The organism is Comamonas kerstersii, from assembly GCF_008801935.1.
GTDB classification, from domain to species: Bacteria; Pseudomonadota; Gammaproteobacteria; order Burkholderiales; family Burkholderiaceae_C; genus Comamonas; species Comamonas kerstersii.
The window spans coordinates 48,444-68,584 of the sequence record NZ_VZOT01000014.1 but is presented as its reverse complement, the minus strand read 5'-3'; the positions used below and the strand labels follow the sequence as shown (position 1 = coordinate 68,584).

The window sequence follows — 20,141 nt, the reverse complement described above, 5'->3', positions numbered from 1 at the left end:
CGCCACAGCCTGAACTACGTGCCCTGGAAGCAGCGAGCTCAAGTAGCAGCCGATCTGCGCCGCATTTACCAGTCGGCAACCGTGCAAGAGGCCCAACAATGCTTGCAGGAGTTCGAGGCTAAATGGGTAGATACTTACCCCAGCATCATCCAGTCTTGGCGCAAGAACTGGGCTCGCCTGACGCCGTTCTTTGACTATCCGGCTGAGATACGCAAGGTGATCTACACCACCAATGCCATTGAATCGGTGAACATGAGCTTGAGAAAGATCACCAAGAGTCGCGGCTCATTCCCCAGCGATGAGGCACTGCTCAAGCTGTTTTACTTGGCACTGCACAACATCAGCCGCAAGTGGACGATGCCCATCCGAGATTGGAAGGCAGCTTTGAATCGGTTTACGATTGAGTTTGGAGACGGACTCTCCGCGAACTGACGTCCGAACCGTTTACACAAAAATTCGGACACCCTCCCAAGCAGTGGTGTTCAGTGCTGAAAGCAAGCAGGCATGCGGTGTTGCAGCGTGTCGGATGTTTCCTGTGGCTGCAGGAATAGACAAGAAAAAAGCCTTAGCGAACATGTATTCACCAAGGCTTTTTTATGTGGTTGCGAGGGCTGGATTTGAACCAACGACCTTTGGGTTATGAGCCCAACGAGCTACCAGACTGCTCCACCTCGCGGTAATTCTGATGGTCGGCTGCTGCACTGCAACAACTGAACCGATGGGCGCAATCATACTGCGGTGTTCACGTGCCTGCGCTTGTTTGGTGAGAAAGACATAAAAACTTGCGGGGTATATCAGCTTGAAGAGGTTTTTTGGGCTCTAGCGCTGATGCAGCAAGCGCTGGCAGCTATCTTTTTTAGCTGCGTTATCGGTCAGCGCGGATCAGCTCAAAAGCCATGCGAATGCGCTGGCCGTCGCGGCCCAGCTTGCGGTCCATGGGCAGGCGACCGGCCCATGCCAGGCGGGCAATCGAGTGCTGCAGCACGTCACGGGTTTCAGGTGACAGCGTCTGCACCCAGGCCTTCCAGTGTTTGCGGCCTTCAGCCAGCGCGTCGGCCTTGGCCAGAATCCAGGCCGTGGAGTGGGCATAGCACAGCGCATCCCGTGCCTGGCAGATGGGCAGGGGCAGGTGGGCGGCCGGGTCGTCCTCAAAGTCGATATAGCCAATCACCCCATCGGGGCAGCGCACCAGGTTGCGCGCAAAGGCCTGACTGAGTGTGGAGCCTGCACGGTGGACTTTGCTGATGGCCTGCAGACCCTGCTTCCACAGCGCCAGCACGGCATTGGGGCCCCGCGCGATGGCGTCTTCCATGGCATTGCCAAGGCTGGGAGTGTCTTCGCCGGGCTGGCCCAGGTGGCGCATGACAAAGCCATCCTCTGTAGATGCCAGCACCTGTGGCGCACGCAGGCCGCGTGCGGCAAAGTCCTGCAGGCGGCGCACCTCGGTGGCGACGGCGACTTTGCCGCCGGGGTTGGGCACGGGGCTGAGCACTGGCATCTTGAAGACGCGGGCCAAGGCCCCGAGCACGCGGTAGCGCCACTGCGGGTTGAGTGCGCCTGCGCGTTTGACCCACAGGCTTTCTTCTCCCTCGTCATAGCGCATGACGCTGTGCGGCTGGCTGCGCACATGGGCTTGAAGAAAAGCGAGGTAATCCATGGAAGAGTGGGTAGCTGGCACAGGCACGGTCGGGCAGAGCAAACAGGGCATGAGCGCGAGCGCCAGGCAGGCGTGCGCTCCAAGGTCTAGCCGGTGATTGTGCCTTGTTCTTTGGGGGCGGCAGCCGAGGGCTGCAGCGGTGGGGGCGCAATCTGGAAGCTTTGCGCGCTGGCACGGGGCCAGTAGTTTTTGAACACATTGTGCTGTTCGTCCAGCGGGCCCAGCAGGGCACCGGGCTGTACGCGCAAGATGGTGTTGGCCAGCTGGTGGACTTGCGAGTCGCTGGTGCGGCGCACGATGTGGTGGGCCGTGATTTCGTTGGGGTGGTGCAGCCCGGCAGCCTGTACCAGCTCCTTGAGCGCATGCATGGTGTTGCGGTGAAAGTTGGCCACGCGCGTGGCCTTGTCGGGCACCACCAGCGCTTTCTGGCGCAGTGGGTCCTGTGTGGTGACGCCCGTGGGGCAGTGACCGGTATGGCAGGTCTGGGCCTGGATGCAGCCCAGCGCCAGCATGAAACCGCGCCCTGCATTGCACCAGTCGGCGCCCAGCGCCATCATGCGGGCAATGTCAAACGCCGTAATCACCTTGGCTGCGGCTCCGAGCTTGATGCGGTGGCGCAGGTTCACGCCGATCAGCGTGTTGTGCACCAGCAGCAGGCCTTCCTGCAGCGGCACGCCTACGTGGTCGGTGAATTCGACAGGGGCTGCACCCGTGCCGCCTTCGGCACCGTCCACCACGATGAAGTCGGGCGTGATGTCGGTTTCCATCATGGCCTTGACCATGGCAAACCATTCCCAGGGGTGGCCTACGCAGAGCTTGATGCCCACAGGCTTGCCACCGGACAGGCGGCGCAGCCTGCCCAGAAACTGCATCAGCTGCAGTGGCGTATGAAACGCGCTGTGGGTGCTGGGGCTGATGCAGTCCTGCCCCACGGAAATGCCACGGGCGGCGGCAATTTCCGGCGTGACCTTGGCGCCCAGCAGCATGCCTCCGTGGCCGGGCTTGGCGCCCTGGCTGAGCTTGAGCTCAATCATCTTGACTTGCGGGTCGCGTGCGTTTTCGATGAAGCGTTCTTTGCTGAACGTGCCGTCGGGGTTGCGGCAGCCAAAGTAGCCGGAGGCAATCTGCCAGATCAGGTCACCGCCATGCTCGCGGTGGTATTTGCTGATCGAACCTTCCCCCGTGTCGTGTGCAAAACCGCTGGTGCGTGCGCCCAGATTCAGCGCCAGGATGGCATTGGCCGAGAGCGCGCCAAAGCTCATGGCTGAGATGTTGAAGATGCTGGCGTGGTAGGGCTGGGTGCAGACCTCCTTGCCGGGCAGGGGCTGGCCGGGCTCGCCACCAATCCAGACGCGAAAGTCCTGGGTGCTCAGCTTGGTGGGCGTGAGCGAGTGGTTCACCCATTCATAGCCATTGGCAGACACATCCAGCAGCGTGCCAAAAGGGCGGCTGTCTGGCTCGCCCTTGGCGCGCTGGTAGACCAGCGAGCGCTGGGCGCGGGAAAAGGGCAGGGCTTCATGGTCGCCTTCGATGAAGTACTGGCGCATCTCGGGGCGTATGTATTCGAGCCAGAAACGCATGTGACCAATGACCGGATAGTTGCGCAAGATGGCATGGCGCGTCTGCTGCACATCGACCCAGCCCAGCGCGCTGAGGGCGATAGCTACCGCAGGCAGCAGCCACCACCAGCCGCCCCAGGCCAGCGCCGCCGCCAGCCCCAGCACGCTGGCCAGCATGCACAGCGCCCAGACGGTGTAGCGGATGGGGAAAAGTCTTACGCGAGAGGAAGAACCAGTGGACATGCAGACAACTCCTGTGTAACGGGCACGGACTTGGCGCACGGACTACACTGCCCGACATCGGCCGCGCATGCCACAGGCATGCATGTCCCGCCCTTTTGCACTGATTGTGCGAATGTCGGCGTTTGCGTCATGCAGGAGACCGCCGAATTCGTACATGGGCCCTGTGCCCGCTAACTATTTTGAGTACACCATGGAAAACACCGAAGACCAAGCTGTGGAAGCCCACACCGCGCTGAGCACGGACATGCTCGAAGAGCTGGACAACATGCTCGAAGACCTGCGCACCCGCGAAGATGAGATTCCACAGTGGGAGTTCTGTGATGGTTTCCTGGCCGCTGTGGTTTGCACACGCCGTGAGATTCCCGTCGCTGAATGGCTGCCCATGCTGCTGGGCGATGGCGAGACCCTGGAAGTGGCCGAAGGCCAGCCCCTGCCCAAGCTGGACGTCTTCAAGGACGAAGCACAGCAGACTCGCTTTCTGGAACTGGCCCAGCTGCGTCTGGCAGAAATCCGCGAGCAGCTCGATGCACCCATCAAGTCGCTGCAGGACGAAGCCGCCTTCCAGCCTGAAATCATGGACACCCGTGGTGCCCTGCTGCTGCTGCCCGAGGCCGAGCGTGCCGAGCTGGCGGACGAGGAAGTGCCTTCGCTGGCACAGGTCTGGGCGCTGGGCTTTATGTTTGTGGTGGAAAACTGGGCCGAGGAATGGGCCGCTCCCCGCGACAAGGAAGCGGCGCAGATGCTGGACGCAGCCATGGAGTTCATCGTCAACCTGACCGAAGACGACGATGGCGAGCCCGAGCTGAACCTGTATGACGAAGCAGGCCCCGCATCGACCAGCCAGGACCGTCTGGACGCCTTTGGCGAAGCCATCTGGGCCGTGTACGACCTGCGCCAGCTGTGGCGCAGCATGGGCCCCCGCGTGGAGACCATCGTCAAGGGCGATCTGCCTGGCCGCAATGATCCCTGCAGCTGCGGCAGCGGTAAGAAGTTCAAGAAGTGCTGCGGCGCGTAAGCGCTGCGAACCCCACGCTGGATACGTCGTTGCGAAGCCTTGCCGTACGCCTTGTACTGTCTGTGGCTTCGCGCCTCGTCTCCAACGCAAATCTTCGATTTGCTGCGTGGTTTCCGCAACGCTGGATGGCCTGAGTCAGCCCTTCTGAGTGCTCTGGCACTCCAGAAAATAGAGCTGCCAGCGCTTGATTTGCAAAGGTTTGAGATAGTTTTCTATCCGAATCCCTTGTGTTTCAAGCGCTGGCAGCTCTTGTTTTTGTAAGTCGGCGTGATGCCCGGCAAAGCTCTACCATCACGTTCCTCATTGCTTGATTGGCTCTCTGTATGTCTTTGTCTTTGCTGAACCGGCTGCGCATGGAGTGGGCGCCCAGCATTCCGCGTGAATTGCTGGCCGGTGCTGTGGCAACGTTTGCGCTGATTCCTGAGGTGATCGCCTTCTCGTTTGTGGCGGGGGTGGACCCATCGGTGGGCCTGTTTGCCTCGTTTGTGATCAGCATCGTGATTGCCGTGTTTGGCGGGCGTCCGGCCATGGTGTCAGCAGCTGCGGGTTCTGTGGCGCTGGTGGCTGCGCCCCTGGTGGCTTCGCACGGCATTCAGTATCTGTTTGCGGCCGGTTTGCTGGCCGGTGCCATGCAAATCGTTTTTGGCCTGTGCAGGATGGGCATGCTGATGCGCTTTGTCTCCAGCTCGGTGCGCACCGGCTTTGTGAACGCGCTGGCCATCATGATTTTTGCGGCGCAGCTGCCGCATCTGCAGGGCGCCAATACGGCCACCTGGGCCATGCTGGCTGCCGGGTTGCTCATCATCTACGGTCTGCCATGGCTGGGGCAGCGCCTGCAGCTCAAGGCGCTGCTGCTGATTCCATCGCCGCTGATCTGCGTGGTGCTGCTCACCGTGGGGGCTTCCATGCTGGGTCTGCCTGTAGCCACCGTGGCTGATCTGGGCAAGCTGCCTGATGCGCTGCCCTTGTTTGGCCTGCCTGAGGTGCCCGCCACGCTGGATACGCTGCGCATCATCATGCTGCCTGCGCTGGCCATTGCCATGGTCGGCCTGCTGGAGTCGGTGCTGACGGCGGCCGTGGTCGATGAAATGACGGGCACCCCCAGCAACAAGAACCGCGAGTGCACGGGGCTGGGGCTGGCCAATATGGCCTCCAGCGTGTTTGGCGGCATTGCGGGCTGCGGCATGATCGGCCAGGCCGTGGGCAATGTGAAATACGGGGGCCGTGGCCGCCTGTCTACGCTGTTCGCTGGCGTGTTTCTGCTGGTGCTGATGGTGCTGCTCAAGCCCTGGGTGTCGCAGGTGCCAGTGATGGCGCTGGTGGCCATCATGGTGATGGTGTCGGCCTCGACTTTTGACTGGAAGTCCGTCGGCAATCTGGTGCGCTATCCACGCCTGTCCAGTGCCGTGATGCTGGCCACCGTGGTCATCACCGTCTTTACCCACAATCTGGCGGCAGGCGTGATCGCCGGGGTGCTGCTGTCTGGTGTGTTCTTTACCTTCAAGGTCGCAGGCATGCTGCAGGTACGCCACGAAGACGACGCAGCCACGGGCACGCGCACCTGGTATGTGAGCGGGCAGGTGTTTTTTGCATCGGCCGATGCGCTGGTCGAGCAGTTTGATGTGCTGGCCGTGGCGGGGCGCCCTGTGCGCATTGATGTGAGCGGCGCACACTTCTGGGATATCACCGCCATCGGCGCGCTGGACAAGGTGGTGGAGCGTCTGCAGCAGCATGGCTGCACGGTCGAGCTGCTGGGCATGAATGCCAACAGCCAGCGCCTGATTCAGCGCATGAAGACCTGAGGCACGGCTTGCAGATTGCCCATAAACAAAGCCCGCAGACGCGGGCTTTGTTTATGGAGCGGGCGCAGCTTCAGCTGAGCATGTCTTCCGAAAAAATCTGCCAGCGGCCATCCTGCTTGCGCCAGTACTGGCGCACGGTGGCGGTGCTGCCCTGGGCTACATGCAGGTTGACGATGCGAATCTCTCCTGCATCTTCCTGCCACTGGTAGATCGATGCGTCTTTGGTGGCCTTGTCAGACAGTGCACCCATGCTCTGCAGACGGCGTTTGCGCTGGTTGAAAGCCGCGCCATCTTCCGTCAGCTCCGGGCTGTACAGCGCCTTGAGGCTGCTGGTGTCGCCCTGCTGCCAGGCGGTTTGCCAGCGCTCCAGCTCCTGCGTGAAGCTGTCAGGGTGTTCCGTCCATGAGGGCGCGACCCAGTCCAGCTTCTCCGTGATGAGCACGGGCGTGCGCCGGTCGATGGACGCCATCAGAAAGGCGATGTCAGGGTTGGAGAGCACCACGCAACCATCGCTGGCCTGGGGCATGCGTGCAAACTGGTCCGAGGGCACGCCATGCAGCCAGATGCCGCTGCCGGTGCGGCCCAGCATGCGGTCCCAGTCATTGGGGTAGTTCACGGTCAGCGCGCCCTTGCCGTACAGGTCAGGCAGCTTCTCGCCGGGGATCTGGCGGCCCACAAAGTAGACGCCCAGCGGCGTGCGCTGATCGCCCTCGACACGCTTGTGCACGCCGTTGCGGCCAATGGTGACGTAGAAGTCGCTGATGAGCTGCACGCCTTCTGGGCGATTGGCAAACACGTACAGGCGTGACTTGCTGGCATCCACCGCAATTGCATGGCGTACGCTGGGGCTCAGGCGCATGAAGCTGCTGGGGATCTTGCCTACCGGAGGTGCATCCAGCAGGGCCTGGCGTCTGCGCTGCAGCTCGCTTTGCAGGCCCTGGTAGAACTCGGCAGGTGCAATGTTCTTGTCGGCAACGCCAATGTTCTGTTTGCTGGGCGTGGCCTGCGAGCGTGCGAGCTGCTCGCCGATCGGGGCACTGCCCGTGCGCAGGCGCAGCATGTCGGCATACAGCAGCTGTGCAGCGCGGAAGTTCGGGACTTCCTCCGTCAATGCCTTGACGGCGCGGAAGGCTTCATTGATTTCGTGGCGCTCGATCTTCGCCAGGATTTCCACCAGGCGCTTTTCAGCCTGTACGCGTTGTTCGGGCGATGTGCTGCTGTCGTCCGCGGCCTGAAGCCCGGTGCATGTACCAGCAATCACCAGTGCCGAGAAGAGCATGCGCAAGCTGCGCTGCAGGCGTGAAAGATTCAAATTACGCAACATTAACGGCCAGTTTCTTCTCGAGTAATGCGCCACTTGCCTCCTTCGTTTTGCATACGCAGTGTCTTGTTGGTGGAGGCTCTGTAGCCGCCAGAAGAATATTGCTGCCGAAAGCTGGCGGAGGCGCGGTCTCCGTTGACAGTGATCTTGAGGTCGCTGATTTTCACAGAGATGGCGGGCTTGCCAACGATACGGTTTTTGCGCTCTGCTTTCCATGCAGACAGGCTCATGCCTTGCGGGTCAAAGCGGTTGCTGTAGGCCGCGTAATAGGCATTCATGTTCTGTTTTTCCCAGGCCGAAGCCCAGGCAGCCACAGCTTTTTCCACCGCTTTCATGGCCTGGCGCTCCTGCTCGGCAGCCTGTGCCTTGCGGGCATTGTGCTCAGCGGCGCTGTCTGCAGCAGCCTTGGCAGGTGTTGCAGCAGGCTTGGGTTCAGGAGCAGGCGCTGCAGGGGGGGCAGCCGTTGCTGCTGGTTCTGCAGGTGCTGGCGTGGTCGTGATAGGAGCAGCCGGTGCAGGAGTCGGTGCGGGTTCAGGTGCCGGAGCAGGCACTGGTGCTGTGGCTGCAGCGATGGTGACAGCCGCTGCTGTGGGGGCAGGCAGGGCGCTGGCCGTGGCAGCAGGTGTGGCGATGCGGGAGATCAGCGTCAGCTTGGGCTTTTCCGCTTTCTGTGCATTGTCCAGCTGCAAGGCCTTGGCATAGGCTTCATTGGCAATGCGTGCATAGACATCCCCGAGATTCTGGTGCGCGGTGGCGTAGCTGGGGTTGGTGCGGATGGCCTGCTCCAGCACCTGGGCTGCCTTGCGGTCCTCTCCCCGGAAGGCATAAATGACCGCCAGATTGTTATAGGGCTCGGGCAGCGTGGGATGGTCCTGGGTCAGCGCGGTAAACAGCCGGATGGCCTGATCGTATTTTTTTTGCTCAGCCGCAATCACTGCCTGCAGAAACCGCAACTGCACATCACTGCTGTCTTTTTTGAGCTGGGCTTGTACACGCTGGGCGGCAGCGCTGAGCTGCCCTTTTTCCATCAATTGCTGCACTTCATCAACGGCAGCAGGGCTTGCATGTGCCCCCCCATGGCTGAGTAGCGAAGCACACATGACCGCTGCCACGGACATTGGGCGTAGCCATGCGCAGCGCACGAGAGGCTTGCCAAGCAAGGGACGCACAAAGGCTAGGAACATGGATGCACTTTCGAAGGACGGTGTGGATAGAAGGTTGGCATTGTCTCTTGTAAGACAGATGCTTACAAAGACGCGGATTTTATGAGTAATTGCTGACACGGCTCCATGGCGTCGCGGCTGTGAGATGGGGCACTAGGCAGCGATGCTGCCAGGATGCTGGCTGAGCCACCAGTGCAGAAATGTGCCGAGCACTTTTAAGATTGGGCGGATTCAAGACCCAAGTGCTGGCGGGGGCTGAATATGGTGCACAGCTCAATTGTGGCGGTGCTGCAGAGCTGGTTTATTGAGCCTGCAGCAAGTACAGCAGCAGTTGCTGAAGTGCATGGTGTGTAGTTTGTTGGCGTACTGCCAATCGATCACCCTCCCACTGCACGCATTGGCTATAAGTCTGATCGGCTATTTGCCACGCCACCCACACCGTCCCCACAGGTTTCTCCGGCGTTCCACCACCAGGCCCAGCCACACCACTGACGGCCACACTCACTTGTGCCTTGGAATGTGTAATGGCTCCTTTTGCCATGGCTCGCACCACGGCTTCGCTCACCGCTCCGTGTTCTGCAATCAAGGCAGCAGGCACGCTCAGCATCTCGGTTTTGGCGTCGTTGGAGTAGGTGACAAAGCCGCGATCAAACCAGTTGCTGGAGCCTGGTAAATCCGTGCAGGCTGCGGCAATCATGCCGCCAGTGCAGCTTTCTGCCGTGGCCAGCATCCAGCCGCGCTGCTGGAGGGCATCGGCCAGTTGCTGCAGGATGGGGAGCAGGTTGGGGTCGCAAGACATGGCTTATCCCACAAAGTGTCGCCACAGCGCCATGACCAGCAAGGTGCAGAACGCGGCGACCAGATCGTCGAACATGATGCCCCAGCCGCCCTTGGGGCCCAAACCCTTGAACAGGCGATCTGCCCATTTGACGGGCTGCGGTTTGACGGCATCAAAAAAGCGAAACAGCGCAAAAGCGGTCAGCTGTCCCCAGAAGCCCATGGGCATGGTCAGCCACAGCACGATCCACATGGCGACGACTTCATCCCAGACGATGGAGCCGGGGTCTGGCACGCGCATATGGCGTGCGGTGACGGTGCAGGCCCACCAGCCCACGGGAATGCTGATGGCGATCAGCCAGCCCAGCTGTGCCGTGCTCAGCCATTGCTGCAGCACCAGATAGGCCAGCCATGCCCACATCGTGCCTACGGTGCCGGGTGCGACACGGCTCAGGCCTGAGCCAAAGCCGATGGCGATCAGGTGGGCAGGGTGCTGCAGCAAAAAACGCACCGTGGGGCGAATGGGCGCGCCTTCAGCTGCGGTGGAGTGCTTGGGCTCCACATCGGTAATAGGTTCCATGGGCGGATTGTAGAAGTCGCGCCTGCGGTGCTTCAGGCGAAGTGGTCAAAGCTGGAAAAGCGCAGTGGCAGCTGCTGGCCACCGGGTGCCATGACGCGAACGCCGCGCTCGGCCTCGATGCGGCCAATGCAGGTCACGGGCACACCAGCCTGTGCGGCGGCATCCCGCACGGCAGCCTGTGCGCTGGAGGGTGCGGTAAAGCACAGCTCATAGTCATCGCCACCGGCTAGGGTACAGGCATCAATGCGGCTGATGGCCAGCGCCGCCATCATGGGGTGGCGGCGGGCCTGCAGCAGGTTGCGGGTGATGTTGGCATCAATGCGTGCGCCTACGCCGCTGGCTTCCAGAATGTGGCCCAGATCGCCCAGCAGACCATCGCTGATGTCCAGGCAGCTGTTGGCAATACCGCGCAGGGCCATGCCCAGTGCCACGCGCGGCGTGGGTTGCTCCAGCCGCTGGCGAGCCTGGCTCAGCACAGCGGGGGGCAGGGCATGCTGGCGCAGCAGGGCGTCCAGTGCCAGACGCGCATCGCCCAGCGAGCCACTGACCCAGATGTCATCTCCGGGCTGTGCGCCCCGGCGCAGCAGGGCTTGGCCCGCAGGCACTTCACCAAACACGGTGATGCAGATGTTCAGCGGCCCCTGTGTGGTGTCGCCGCCTATGAGTTCGCACTCGTGTTGATCGGCCAGGGCAAACAGGCCTTCGGCAAAGGCCTGGCACCAGTTGGCATCGGCACGCGGCATGGACAGCGCCAGCGTGAAGGCCAGTGGCTTGGCGCCGCTGGCAGCCAGATCGCTGAGGTTGACGGCCAGCGCCTTGTGGCCGAGCAGCTGGGGGTTCACATCCGCCAGAAAGTGGCGACCCTCCACCAGCATGTCGGTAGAGACCGCCAGCTGCATGCCTGGTGCAGGGGCCAGCAGCGCGCAATCGTCACCCACGCCGAGTGGGGAGCGGCGCACCGGGCGCTGGAAAAAGCTGCGGATCAGTTCAAATTCACCCATGATGAAAATAGGAGCGCCTAGCGCTGATTTTTAAATGCTTTCAGCATGAAAGTATGCTGAAGTGGTTGTTTTTCAAGCCGTAGCAGCTACTGTTTTTGCTTTTCAAAGGGCTTCGCCGCGAAAACGCCGGGAGGCCTGACGCGTGACTTCGCCCAGCAACTGCTCCCGGGCCTGGCGTTCCCGCAACCAACGTGCGTCATTGTGACTGGTTGACACGTCGTTGTGCAGCATCTGCAGCGCAGGCGTTGCGCCATATTGCACAGCGTAGGGCGCAATGCGTTCCATGGTCTGGCGGATGTGCTCGGCCAGCGGAATGTGCTGGCCGCTGCCGGGCTCCACATACACGGCTTCCAGCCCGAAGCGGCAGGCCTGAAAGCGGTTGTAGGTGTAGACCAGATAGTCATCTTCCGTGGGCACAAAGGGCTGGGTATCGAGCATCCACGCCGCCAGCGACTGCACATAGCCCGCCAGTGCTGCGGCGCGCTCAATGGTCAGCGGGGTGTCGAACACACGGATCTCGATGGTGCCGAACTCTGGCTTGGGCCGGATGTCCCAGTAAAAGTCCTTCATGCTCTTGACCACGCCGGTGGCCGTCATCTTGTCGAAATAGGCTTCGAAGGCCTGCCACGTCAGCACGCAGGGCGCACGGCCTGACAGCGGAAAGGCAAACACCGAATTCAGCCGCGCTGAGTCAAACGCTGTGTCATGCCCCTGTACAAAGGGACTGGAGGCTGACAGCGCAATAAAGTGCGGGATGTAGCGGCTCATGCGGTGCAGCATGAGCAGGGCGGCGTCTGCATCGGGGCAGCCAATGTGGATGTGCTGGCCGAAGATGGTGAACTGCTTGGTCAGATAGCCATACAGCGCCGACAGCTCATGAAAGCGTGGCTTGTCGTAGATGCGCTGCTGGTGCCATTCCTGAAACGGGTGGGTGCCACCACCGACAACAGCGATGTTGAGCTTGTCCGCGCACTGCACCAGCGCATTGCGAATGGGGGTGAGCTGGCTCAGCACTTCGGACGCGCTGTGGCAGATGCCGGTGGAGACCTCAATCATGCTGCGCGTCATCTCGGGCACGACGCTGCCCGGCAGCTGCTGTTTTTCCATCAGGCGCAGCATGTCCATGGCGTAGGGCGCCAGGTTGTAGTCGTGGGTGTTGACCAGCTGCAGTTCCAGTTCTACCCCCAGAGTCAGGGGCAAGGAAGGGGAGAAGTGTTCCAGTGGCATGTTGTCAGTCTCCGCTGCGAGGTGATTGGGCCACTGGCACGCGCGCCGGGGCCTCGGTTTCCCCTGCACGGCGCAGCGACAGGGCTACGGCGATGGCTCCGGCCAGTTCCAGCACCCAGATGGCGGGCATGGCCGTTGCGATCAGTGCCTGCGCCGCATCTGGCGCAGCGGCGATGAATTTGAGGGTCAGCAGCAGGGCGACGGCCGACATGGGCATCATGGCCCCTGCCACCCACACGGCCTGACGCCAGCTGGCACCGCTGCCCATATTGCCCAGCCCCACGCCCACTGCCTTGGCCAGCAGGCGCACTACGATGAGCACCACCACAGCCGCGGCCACGGAGGCTGTCCACGCCACCTGCGCGGCAATGGCCGAAACCAGCACAAACATCAGCAGGGACAGCAGCGATGAGGCCGTGCCCAGCTGGCGTGGCCAGGTCCAGGGGCGCAGCTGCCACTGCTTGAGCAGCATGCCGGCCAGCAGGGCTGTCAGCGGTGCCCAGCCACCGATCAGCTCGGCAATGGCTGTTCCTGCCGCAATCAGGCACAGCAGCAGCAGCGATGTGCTTTCGCTCAGCGGGCTCATCCAGCTCAGGGCCAGCCGCATGACGGCACACAGCACCAGCGCGACGGCAGCAGAACTGAGCAGCACCTGTGCAGCGGGCCAGATACCCTGCCACCAGGGGGCTGCAGCATCCTGTGCCAGCCACTGCATCTGTACACAGCCAAGCATCAGGGCGTAGAGGGTGGACAGCGTCGCCAGCACCAGTGCGCGGTCCGTCACGTGGCCGCTGGCGCGCATGTCCTGCACCACGCGGGCCAGCACGACGGGGGAGGCCGCCATGGCAATCAGGCCCAGCGCGCAGGCGGTCGTGGATTCCAGGCCCAGGGCACGCAGCGACCAGAACACGGCGCCGTAGGTCAGCCCCGCTTCCAGCAGGCTTTGCACCAGCACCATGGGGTTGTGGCGGAACCAGCGCAGCGTGATGCGGCCGCCGCACTCAAACAGCACCACAGACATGGTCAGCTGCAACAGCAGCAGAATGCCGCCCTGCACGGGCCACAGGGTGTGGCCCAGCCCCAGCAGCCCTGCGCCAGAACCTACGAGGGCATAGCCCACCACTTTGGGAATGTGCCAGTGGCGCTGCAGCACATAGCCCAGCAGTGCGGCGGCAGCCAGCAAGGTGGCCCATTGCAGGGTATGCAGCTCCAGCGAAGCGGGGAGCCACTGTGTCCAGAAGTTGGGATCTTGGTTCATGCCTTCATCCTCGTTGTATCTCCTCATGATGCGCAAGCAAGGAGAAGCACACTGAGCGCCTGAATCAAAAACCGTTCACCCAGACCCGACACGCACTGGCGAAGCCTGGGGCATGGCCCTGTGGCTTCGCACGGCAACGTGCTGGCAAATCAGTGATTTGCAGGGTGTGAGCCGCTCCTCAGGGAGCGAGGAAACTCAGCGGGCGCTTGCGCAGGCGCTGGAAAATGGCGGCATACAGCCGCGACCGTTCCACGCCGGTGATGTTCTGGGAGCGCAGCGCCATGTTGTAGGCCAGCCAGAAGCTCACCAGAACGTTGATGGCACCATTGAATGGCAGCATGGCAACTGCCCACCAGAATGCGTCATCGTGCAGGATTTCCAGACCGAAGGTAGCACTGGCTACCCCGAGCTGTCCTGAAGACAGTGTGACATGTCGCACTTCCAGCCCCAAGCCGAAAAACCCTGCAATCGAGGGCGCAAGCCCCAGCATCAGGCCCAGCGAGATATTCGCGGCAAAGCCGGAAATATTGTTGCGCCAGAACAGGCTCCAGCGCCGTGCACGCTCCTGGCCCAGCATGCGGGTGATGGCCGGGTTGTAGCGCATGGCCGAGTCCAGGCGGTTGAGCACAAACCAGTTTTCCACCCAGCCGGCAATCAGGCTGCTGACAAACAGCAGCACGCCCGTGAAGGCGGCAAACAGCAGAGAGGGGCCCAGCAGGTCCAGCGACTCAATGACATAGGTAGCGTGTTCGGTGTCCAGTGGCGGGTGCTGGAAGATCCACTGGTACACCAAGGCCAGCACCAGTGCGGCAGGAAAGACGATGAGCACATTCCCCAGAATGGCTGCCATCTGGGTGCGGGTGAGGTTGGCCACCTCATCCACAAAACTGTCAACGGCACCGGGCTCGTTGATGTTCTTGAGTTTGGAAGCCATGGCAGGGGCCGTCATGGCAGGCTGCTTGGTAGCCACCGTGTAGTGCAGCAACTGAATCAGCACAAAGCTGGCCGCGTAGTTGATGCCTGCCCAGAAACCGCCCCAGAAGGCTGAAAACGCCAGCGCCGTAATGCCGAACTTGAGCATGGTGGTGACCGACATGACCATGCCGCCACCTGCTGCGCGGCGCACCATCTGCAGGTATTCCGCGCTGTTGCGGGTGATGTAGTGTTCCCCCGTTTCCGCGCTGCGCTCTGTGACCTTGGCGGCCAGCAAAGAAGTGTTGCTGGAAATCAGCGAACGGATACTGCGCCGGTCACGCCCCACGCTGACAAAGCCTGCCAGCAGGTGCACGGCTTCGTACTCCGGGCGCTCGCTGGTCAGGCAGTCGAGCAGCTGGCGAATGCGCACAATGCGGGTGCGCAGCTGGCGCAGGCGGAACACCAGCCCCACGGAGATGCCTTCATCACCGAAGTGGTTGTAGACCGTGCCAATGGCGGCGCGGCAGGCATCCAGCCGCTCACGCAGGCGGCGCTCGGCAGCTTCCAGACGGTCGGTGGTGCGCAGGCCGTGCAGCACTTCCACACGCAGGCTTTCTACGTCACGAATCAGGTCATGGAAAGGCCGCGCTTCACGTGCTTCTTCGCTCATGCGCAGGCGCAGCTCGGGCGCAAAGCCGGTGGCCAGCATCTGGCCTGCACAGTAGGTGATGGCGTTGAGCAGGGCGTGCTGCCAGTGGCTGGCACCCTGGCTGTCTGCCGGGGCCAGCAGCTGTGCCATGCGCTGCAGCAGCGGCTCGGGCAGCGCGTTGAGCCAGCGGGCATCAAACTCATCAGGCAGGGCAATCGAAAACAGCTCGGAGGCGTCAATGGTCTCTGGTGTGCCCGGCATGATCTTGCTGCGCAGGCGCTCTGCCAGCTCGGTGATCATGGCGGTGCGTGGCGCAAAACCAAAGTCGGCCAGCAGCGTGGTGATGTCTACGTGGTCGATAAAGGTCAGCCACCAGGCCATCAGTCGCTGGTGTGCCTCGGCATCGTTTTCAAAGGCATTGACCAGCTGCTCGACACGCCCTACGGCCACTTCCACCGATGGCTGGGCTGCGCGAATCCACTGCAGCACATGAATAAGCCACAGGTGGCGCTGTGCCAGTTCTGCGTTGGGGTCAAGTTCCGCCAGCAGGCGGGGGAGATCATGGGTTTTACGCGGCATTTAATGCAGGGTGCGGGAAGAGGGGGAAGTCATGCGGTGCAGGTGCATCTCGGTCAGCGAGGCATCCAGCACAAAAGGAGCGATGGGCGCTTCAAAAGTTTCGCCGGTTTCGCTCACGCACAGGTAGTGCCCATGGATGCTGCCGGAGCTGGTGCGCAGCTCACAGCCACTGCTGTAGGTAAAGCTTTCTCCGGGCTGCAGCAAGGGCTGGCGGCCCACAACACCCAGTCCATGGACTTCCTGCTGTGTCTCGCTGGCATCGGTGATGTACCAGTGGCGTGCAATCAGCTGGGCGGCAGCATCTCCCGTATTGGTCACGGTGATGGTGTACGAAAAGCGAAACAGGCCTTGCTGAGGCGCGGACTGTTCGGCCTCGTATTGGGCCTGTGCTTCTACCTGAAACTCGTATTTGGGCATGTGGCTATGGTAACTGCGACAATTGACGGCATGAACCCCACGTACCGTATCGCTCCTTCCATCCTGTCCGCCGACTTCGCCCGTCTGGGTGAGGAAGTACGCACTGTTGTCGCAGCTGGCGCTGACTGGATTCACTTTGACGTGATGGACAACCATTATGTTCCCAATCTCACCTTTGGCCCCATGGTCTGCCAGGCGCTCAAGCCTCATGCCGTCACGCCTGAAGGCCAGCCTGTGCCCATCGATGTGCACCTGATGATCCAGCCCGTGGACGAGCTGGCGACCGCCTTTGCCAAGGCAGGCGCAGACTACATCAGCTTCCACCCTGATGCATCGCCCCACGTGCACCGCAGCATCCAGAACATCAAGTCGCACGGCGTCAAGGCCGGTCTGGTGTTCAACCCCGCCATGCCACTGGATGTGCTGGACTGGGTGATTGAAGATCTGGACCTGATTCTGCTCATGAGCGTGAACCCCGGCTTTGGCGGCCAGAGCTTCATCGACAGCACCCTGCGCAAGATCGAAGCCGTGCGCAAGCGCATCGATGCCTGCGGCAAGGACATTCGACTGGAAGTGGACGGCGGCATCAAGGAAGGCAACATCCGCGCTGTGGCCAATGCCGGTGCGGACACCTTTGTGGCGGGCAGTGCCATCTTTGGCAAGCCAGACTACAAGGCCGTGATTGACCAGATGCGTGCCAATCTGGCAGCCTGATTGCCGCGGCGCGGTGATCGCTGTTTTGCTCTCCAAGGCCTGCATCTGCAGGCCTTTTTTATAGTGTTTTTTTGGATCTAGCGCCCGTCAGATAAGCGCTGGATGCTATAGTTTTTGAGGGAATATATGTCGGTGTTGCTGAAAATTGGCGCTGCGACGCAAGCGGTGGAACTGGATGCGGCGATCGTGGACCTGGATGGCACCATGGTGGACACCATTGGCGACTTTGCCGAGGCTATCTCGCGCATGCTGGCTGACCTGGGTTTGCCGTCACTGCCTGCACAGGCCATTGAGCATATGGTGGGCAAGGGCACGGAGCACTTGCTGCGCAGCGTGCTGGCCCATGTGCTGCAGCAGGCCGGGCAGTCGCAGGAAGCACTGGCCGAAGCCGTGCAGCAGCGTTTTGCGCAGGCGCTGCAGCGCTATGAGTTCCATTACCTGTCGATCAACGGGCAGTATTCCCGCGTCTATCCCGGGGTGCTGGAAGGACTGCAGGGGCTGAAACGCGCTGGGCTGCGTCTGGCCTGTGTGACCAACAAGCCCCTGTCTTTCACGCGCCCGCTGCTGGCGGCCAAGGGGCTGGATGGCCTGTTTGAGCAGGTGTTTGGTGGTGATTCGTTTGCCAGGAAAAAACCAGACCCGCTGCCGCTGCTCAAAACCTGTGAAGCGCTGGGCACAGCACCTGCGCGCACGCTGATGATTGGAGATTCCAGCAATGATGCGCAGGCAGCCCGCGCTGCGGGGTGTCCCGTGGTGCTGGTGACCTATGGCTACAACCATGGTCAGCCTGTGGAGCAGGTCGCTGCAGATGGGCATATTTCCAGCATCACGCAGCTTCTTGCGCAGTGATGGTGCCAAATTGGTGCAAAAACTCTGAAAACGCGTCCTTCTGTAGAAGGCGCGTTTTTTTATTACCATTGCAGGCTTTTGCTTATTCAAAATTTGTCTAAATGTCCGGGGGAGAAGCTCTTCACCCGCGGCACAGTCACTGGGAGGATTAGACGCCATGCAAGGTTTGCATCTGACGGCAGATTTGTACCAATGCGCTTGTGATTCACAGTTGATGCTGGATGCAGATGCGATAGCCGCACTGTGCCGCAATCAGACGGAGCTTTCGGGCCTGACCCTGGTCGATGAACGCTGGGTGAAGTTTCCGGACTGGCAGGGGCAGCCAGGCGGCGTGACAGGCACCATCTTGCTGGCAGAGTCTCACCTGGCCATTCACACCTGGCCAGAAACTGGCAATGTGACGATTGATGTCTATGTCTGCAACTTCTCGGCAGACAACTCTCCCAAGGCGCAGGCATTGATGGAAGGCGTAGTGCAAGCCTTGCAGCCCAAGCATGCCGTGCGTCAGCAGCTGTGGCGCGGTCATATCGCCACCGATGGCGTGGGTCAGTACCCCTGGGTGATGGAGCAGCTCACGCCTGACGCAGCCTTTGGCTTTCGAGCCAGCCATGTGCAGCGCCGCCAGACCGCCTTCCAGACGCTGGAGATGATGGAAACCGCCTGCTTTGGCCGTGTCATGCGCCTGGATGGCCACTTCATGACCAGTGAGCGCGATGAATTTTTCTACCACGAGTGCATGGCGCACCCCGCAGCCATTGCCCATCCAGCGCCGAAGCAGGCACTGATCATTGGCGGCGGTGATGGTGGCATGGCTGAAGAGCTGCTCAAGCACAGCACCATGCAGCGCGTGGTGCTGGCCGAGCTGGATGAGGCGGTGATTGCAGCCAGCAAGGCGGAGCTGGAAAAAGTGCACCGCAATGTCTGGAACGATCCGCGCCTGCAGATCCGCATTGGCGATGGCATGGCCTTGATCGACCAGACCGAGGAGCGCTTTGACCTGCTGGTCATGGACCTGACCGACCCCGACACGCCTGCCAGCCCGCTCTATCAGACGCCAGCGCTGCAGCGCATGCAACGCGTGCTGACGCCCGATGGTGCCCTGGTGCTGCACCTGGGCAGCCCCATCTTCCACCCCGAGCAGGTACGCCAGCTCAGCCAGACGCTGCGCGGCCTGTTCAAGCATGTGTGCTGCTATGGCGTGTACGTGCCGCTGTACGGTGCGTACTGGGGCATGGCCGTGTGCTCGAATGCGCTGGATGTAAAGGCGCTCGATGCCGCCACCGTGCAACAGCGCCTGCAGGCACGTGGTGTGAAGGAGCTGCAGTACTACAACCCTGAAGTGCACGGCGCCCTGTTTGCGCTGCCCAACTACTACCGCGATCTGGTGGCCTGAGCACAGGACATGCACAGCGCAAAAAACAGCCCCGCATGGCGGGGCTGTTTGCATGGAAGCGTGTGACAACGCGGGGCTTATTCGATGCGCTGCTCGCCCAGCAAAGCCCGTTTCAGGCGGGCGTCAGCAGGCTTGGGGCCCAGCCAGATGCCGAGCATGGCCTGGTAGAACTCAGGCTCGGGGAATTCCGCAGGCTCGGGCTGGCCGTTGACGCTGAGCACCATGCCTTTGCCGGGTATCCAGTCCAGGGTGAACTGGTCGCCGGGCTTGAGCTCCTTGTGGCGGCTGAAGACCTCGCTCATGCGCAGCACACCGGGCACCAGCTTGGAGAACTGCTGCTTGTCCATGTTGTCCTGCATGCCGTGGGCAAACAGCTTGCCCAGCTCCGAGGCATTGATGGTGCGCAGCATGCGCACGGCCATGCGCTTGGGGCCTTGCAGCGGGGCAATTTCGTCCAGTGAAGTGACAGGCTGCTCCAGATACAGCGCGGCAGAGTAGACCTTGAAGATGGCCTTGGTACGAATGCCCGCACCGTTGCGCTGCAGGCTCTGGCCTGCCACTTCTACGGTCTTGGGGTGGGTGGCCAGGGCAGGCGAATCATCCGTCTGCGCCCAGCTGGGCAGTACCCAGCATGACAGGGCTGCAAACACGCTCACAAAACTCCAGCGAAGCAAGTCCCAGGCAGTGCGCATGGTGTCCTCCATGTAATGAGAAAACGCACGATCGTGCTTTTTGTGTATCTCATTGTGATGTGCAGGCCTGATGCGCACAACGGCAAAGCATGGATTCCACGGGAAAACCACTTTAGGGCTAACACTGAATTGGCGACGAGCGGCATCATCCACGTGCAGGTGCCGACATATGGGCATTCGCTCCTGCATGCGCTACACTCGTTCGCTATGTTCATTCACTACACGTTCATCACAGGTTGCGCGGACCGGGGAGCCTGGCCCTGGCGTAAGCCTGCAGCTATGACCGTCTGATTGCGCCCGCAAAGCATAGGGCGCGCCCATGTCCGCCAC

The 20,141-nt window shown here is 61.6% G+C and carries 18 protein-coding genes and 1 tRNA gene; 6 read left to right on the top strand and 13 right to left on the bottom strand.

The annotated features are described in order from the left end of the window. Window positions 1–432 (top strand): transposase (locus F7P80_RS14605; RefSeq protein WP_151045737.1); only part of this gene is annotated, 432 nt, incomplete at its 5' end. 167 nt (window positions 433–599) lie between these two features. On the opposite strand, the gene F7P80_RS14600 is transcribed toward F7P80_RS14605, so the two are convergent. From F7P80_RS14600 to F7P80_RS14590, 3 genes are all read right to left on the bottom strand, one after another. Beyond that, window positions 600–676: transfer RNA gene (locus F7P80_RS14600), tRNA-Met, on the bottom strand. Window positions 677–865: 189 nt separating this feature from the next. Then, window positions 866–1,657, bottom strand: a complete 792-nt coding sequence (locus F7P80_RS14595; RefSeq protein ID WP_302409034.1) for a BUD32 family EKC/KEOPS complex subunit — start codon at window positions 1,655–1,657, stop codon at window positions 866–868. An 86-nt stretch (window positions 1,658–1,743) separates the two neighbouring features. Continuing rightward, complete coding sequence (locus tag F7P80_RS14590) at window positions 1,744–3,459, bottom strand: FMN-binding glutamate synthase family protein (RefSeq protein ID WP_151045735.1); 1,716 nt, start codon at window positions 3,457–3,459, stop codon at window positions 1,744–1,746. A 190-nt stretch (window positions 3,460–3,649) separates the two neighbouring features. Here F7P80_RS14590 and F7P80_RS14585 point away from each other — a divergent pair, with 190 nt between their 5' ends. Beyond that, window positions 3,650–4,474 (top strand): YecA/YgfB family protein, encoded by an 825-nt coding sequence (locus tag F7P80_RS14585; RefSeq protein ID WP_151045733.1) that lies wholly within the window; start codon window positions 3,650–3,652, stop codon window positions 4,472–4,474. Window positions 4,475–4,797: 323 nt separating this feature from the next. After that, a complete protein-coding gene (locus F7P80_RS14580) occupies window positions 4,798–6,276 on the top strand; it encodes a SulP family inorganic anion transporter (protein ID WP_151045731.1) in 1,479 nt (492 codons plus the stop codon). A gap of 70 nt (window positions 6,277–6,346) precedes the next feature. Here F7P80_RS14580 and F7P80_RS14575 read toward each other — a convergent pair whose 3' ends face one another. The 9 genes from F7P80_RS14575 to apaG form a co-directional block, all read right to left on the bottom strand. Then, on the bottom strand, window positions 6,347–7,600 hold the full coding sequence (locus F7P80_RS14575; RefSeq protein WP_151045729.1) for a L,D-transpeptidase family protein: 1,254 nt from the start codon (window positions 7,598–7,600) through the stop codon (window positions 6,347–6,349). Continuing rightward, window positions 7,600–8,781, bottom strand: a complete 1,182-nt coding sequence (locus tag F7P80_RS14570) for a nuclear transport factor 2 family protein (protein WP_151045727.1) — start codon at window positions 8,779–8,781, stop codon at window positions 7,600–7,602. Before F7P80_RS14570 ends, F7P80_RS14575 begins: the two co-directional genes overlap by 1 nt. Before the next feature lie 280 nt (window positions 8,782–9,061). After that, a complete protein-coding gene (locus F7P80_RS14565) occupies window positions 9,062–9,559 on the bottom strand; it encodes a CinA family protein (protein WP_151045725.1) in 498 nt (165 codons plus the stop codon). 3 nt (window positions 9,560–9,562) lie between these two features. Next, window positions 9,563–10,117 (bottom strand): phosphatidylglycerophosphatase A family protein, encoded by a 555-nt coding sequence (locus tag F7P80_RS14560; RefSeq protein ID WP_151045723.1) that lies wholly within the window; start codon window positions 10,115–10,117, stop codon window positions 9,563–9,565. Window positions 10,118–10,149: 32 nt separating this feature from the next. Next, complete coding sequence (gene thiL, locus F7P80_RS14555) at window positions 10,150–11,118, bottom strand: thiamine-phosphate kinase (protein ID WP_151045721.1); 969 nt, start codon at window positions 11,116–11,118, stop codon at window positions 10,150–10,152. A 102-nt stretch (window positions 11,119–11,220) separates the two neighbouring features. Then, window positions 11,221–12,345 carry a YbdK family carboxylate-amine ligase gene (locus F7P80_RS14550; RefSeq protein ID WP_077345439.1) on the bottom strand — a complete coding sequence of 375 codons (1,125 nt, stop codon included), beginning with the start codon at window positions 12,343–12,345 and terminating at the stop codon, window positions 11,221–11,223. A gap of 4 nt (window positions 12,346–12,349) precedes the next feature. Beyond that, window positions 12,350–13,603, bottom strand: a complete 1,254-nt coding sequence (locus F7P80_RS14545) for a cation:proton antiporter domain-containing protein (protein WP_151045719.1) — start codon at window positions 13,601–13,603, stop codon at window positions 12,350–12,352. 178 nt (window positions 13,604–13,781) lie between these two features. Then, window positions 13,782–15,746 carry a site-specific recombinase gene (locus F7P80_RS14540; protein ID WP_151045717.1) on the bottom strand — a complete coding sequence of 655 codons (1,965 nt, stop codon included), beginning with the start codon at window positions 15,744–15,746 and terminating at the stop codon, window positions 13,782–13,784. Then, the gene (gene apaG / locus F7P80_RS14535; protein WP_151045715.1) at window positions 15,747–16,163 is read right to left on the bottom strand and encodes a Co2+/Mg2+ efflux protein ApaG; all 417 of its coding nucleotides are present in this window, start codon (window positions 16,161–16,163) and stop codon (window positions 15,747–15,749) included. Between the two features lie 30 nt (window positions 16,164–16,193). Between apaG and rpe the strand changes: the two genes are divergently transcribed. From rpe to speE, 3 genes are all read left to right on the top strand, one after another. After that, window positions 16,194–16,877, top strand: coding sequence for a ribulose-phosphate 3-epimerase (rpe, locus tag F7P80_RS14530; RefSeq protein WP_054064998.1), 684 nt, complete (start codon window positions 16,194–16,196; stop codon window positions 16,875–16,877). A 126-nt stretch (window positions 16,878–17,003) separates the two neighbouring features. Further along, window positions 17,004–17,726: a phosphoglycolate phosphatase gene (locus tag F7P80_RS14525; RefSeq protein ID WP_151045713.1), complete on the top strand. Its 723-nt coding sequence runs from the start codon at window positions 17,004–17,006 to the stop codon at window positions 17,724–17,726. 157 nt (window positions 17,727–17,883) lie between these two features. Continuing rightward, the gene (gene speE / locus F7P80_RS14520) at window positions 17,884–19,119 is read left to right on the top strand and encodes a polyamine aminopropyltransferase (RefSeq protein ID WP_151045711.1); all 1,236 of its coding nucleotides are present in this window, start codon (window positions 17,884–17,886) and stop codon (window positions 19,117–19,119) included. A 77-nt stretch (window positions 19,120–19,196) separates the two neighbouring features. On the opposite strand, the gene F7P80_RS14515 is transcribed toward speE, so the two are convergent. Further along, window positions 19,197–19,811, bottom strand: coding sequence for a chalcone isomerase family protein (locus tag F7P80_RS14515; RefSeq protein ID WP_151045709.1), 615 nt, complete (start codon window positions 19,809–19,811; stop codon window positions 19,197–19,199). Window positions 19,812–20,141: the final 330 nt, after the last annotated feature.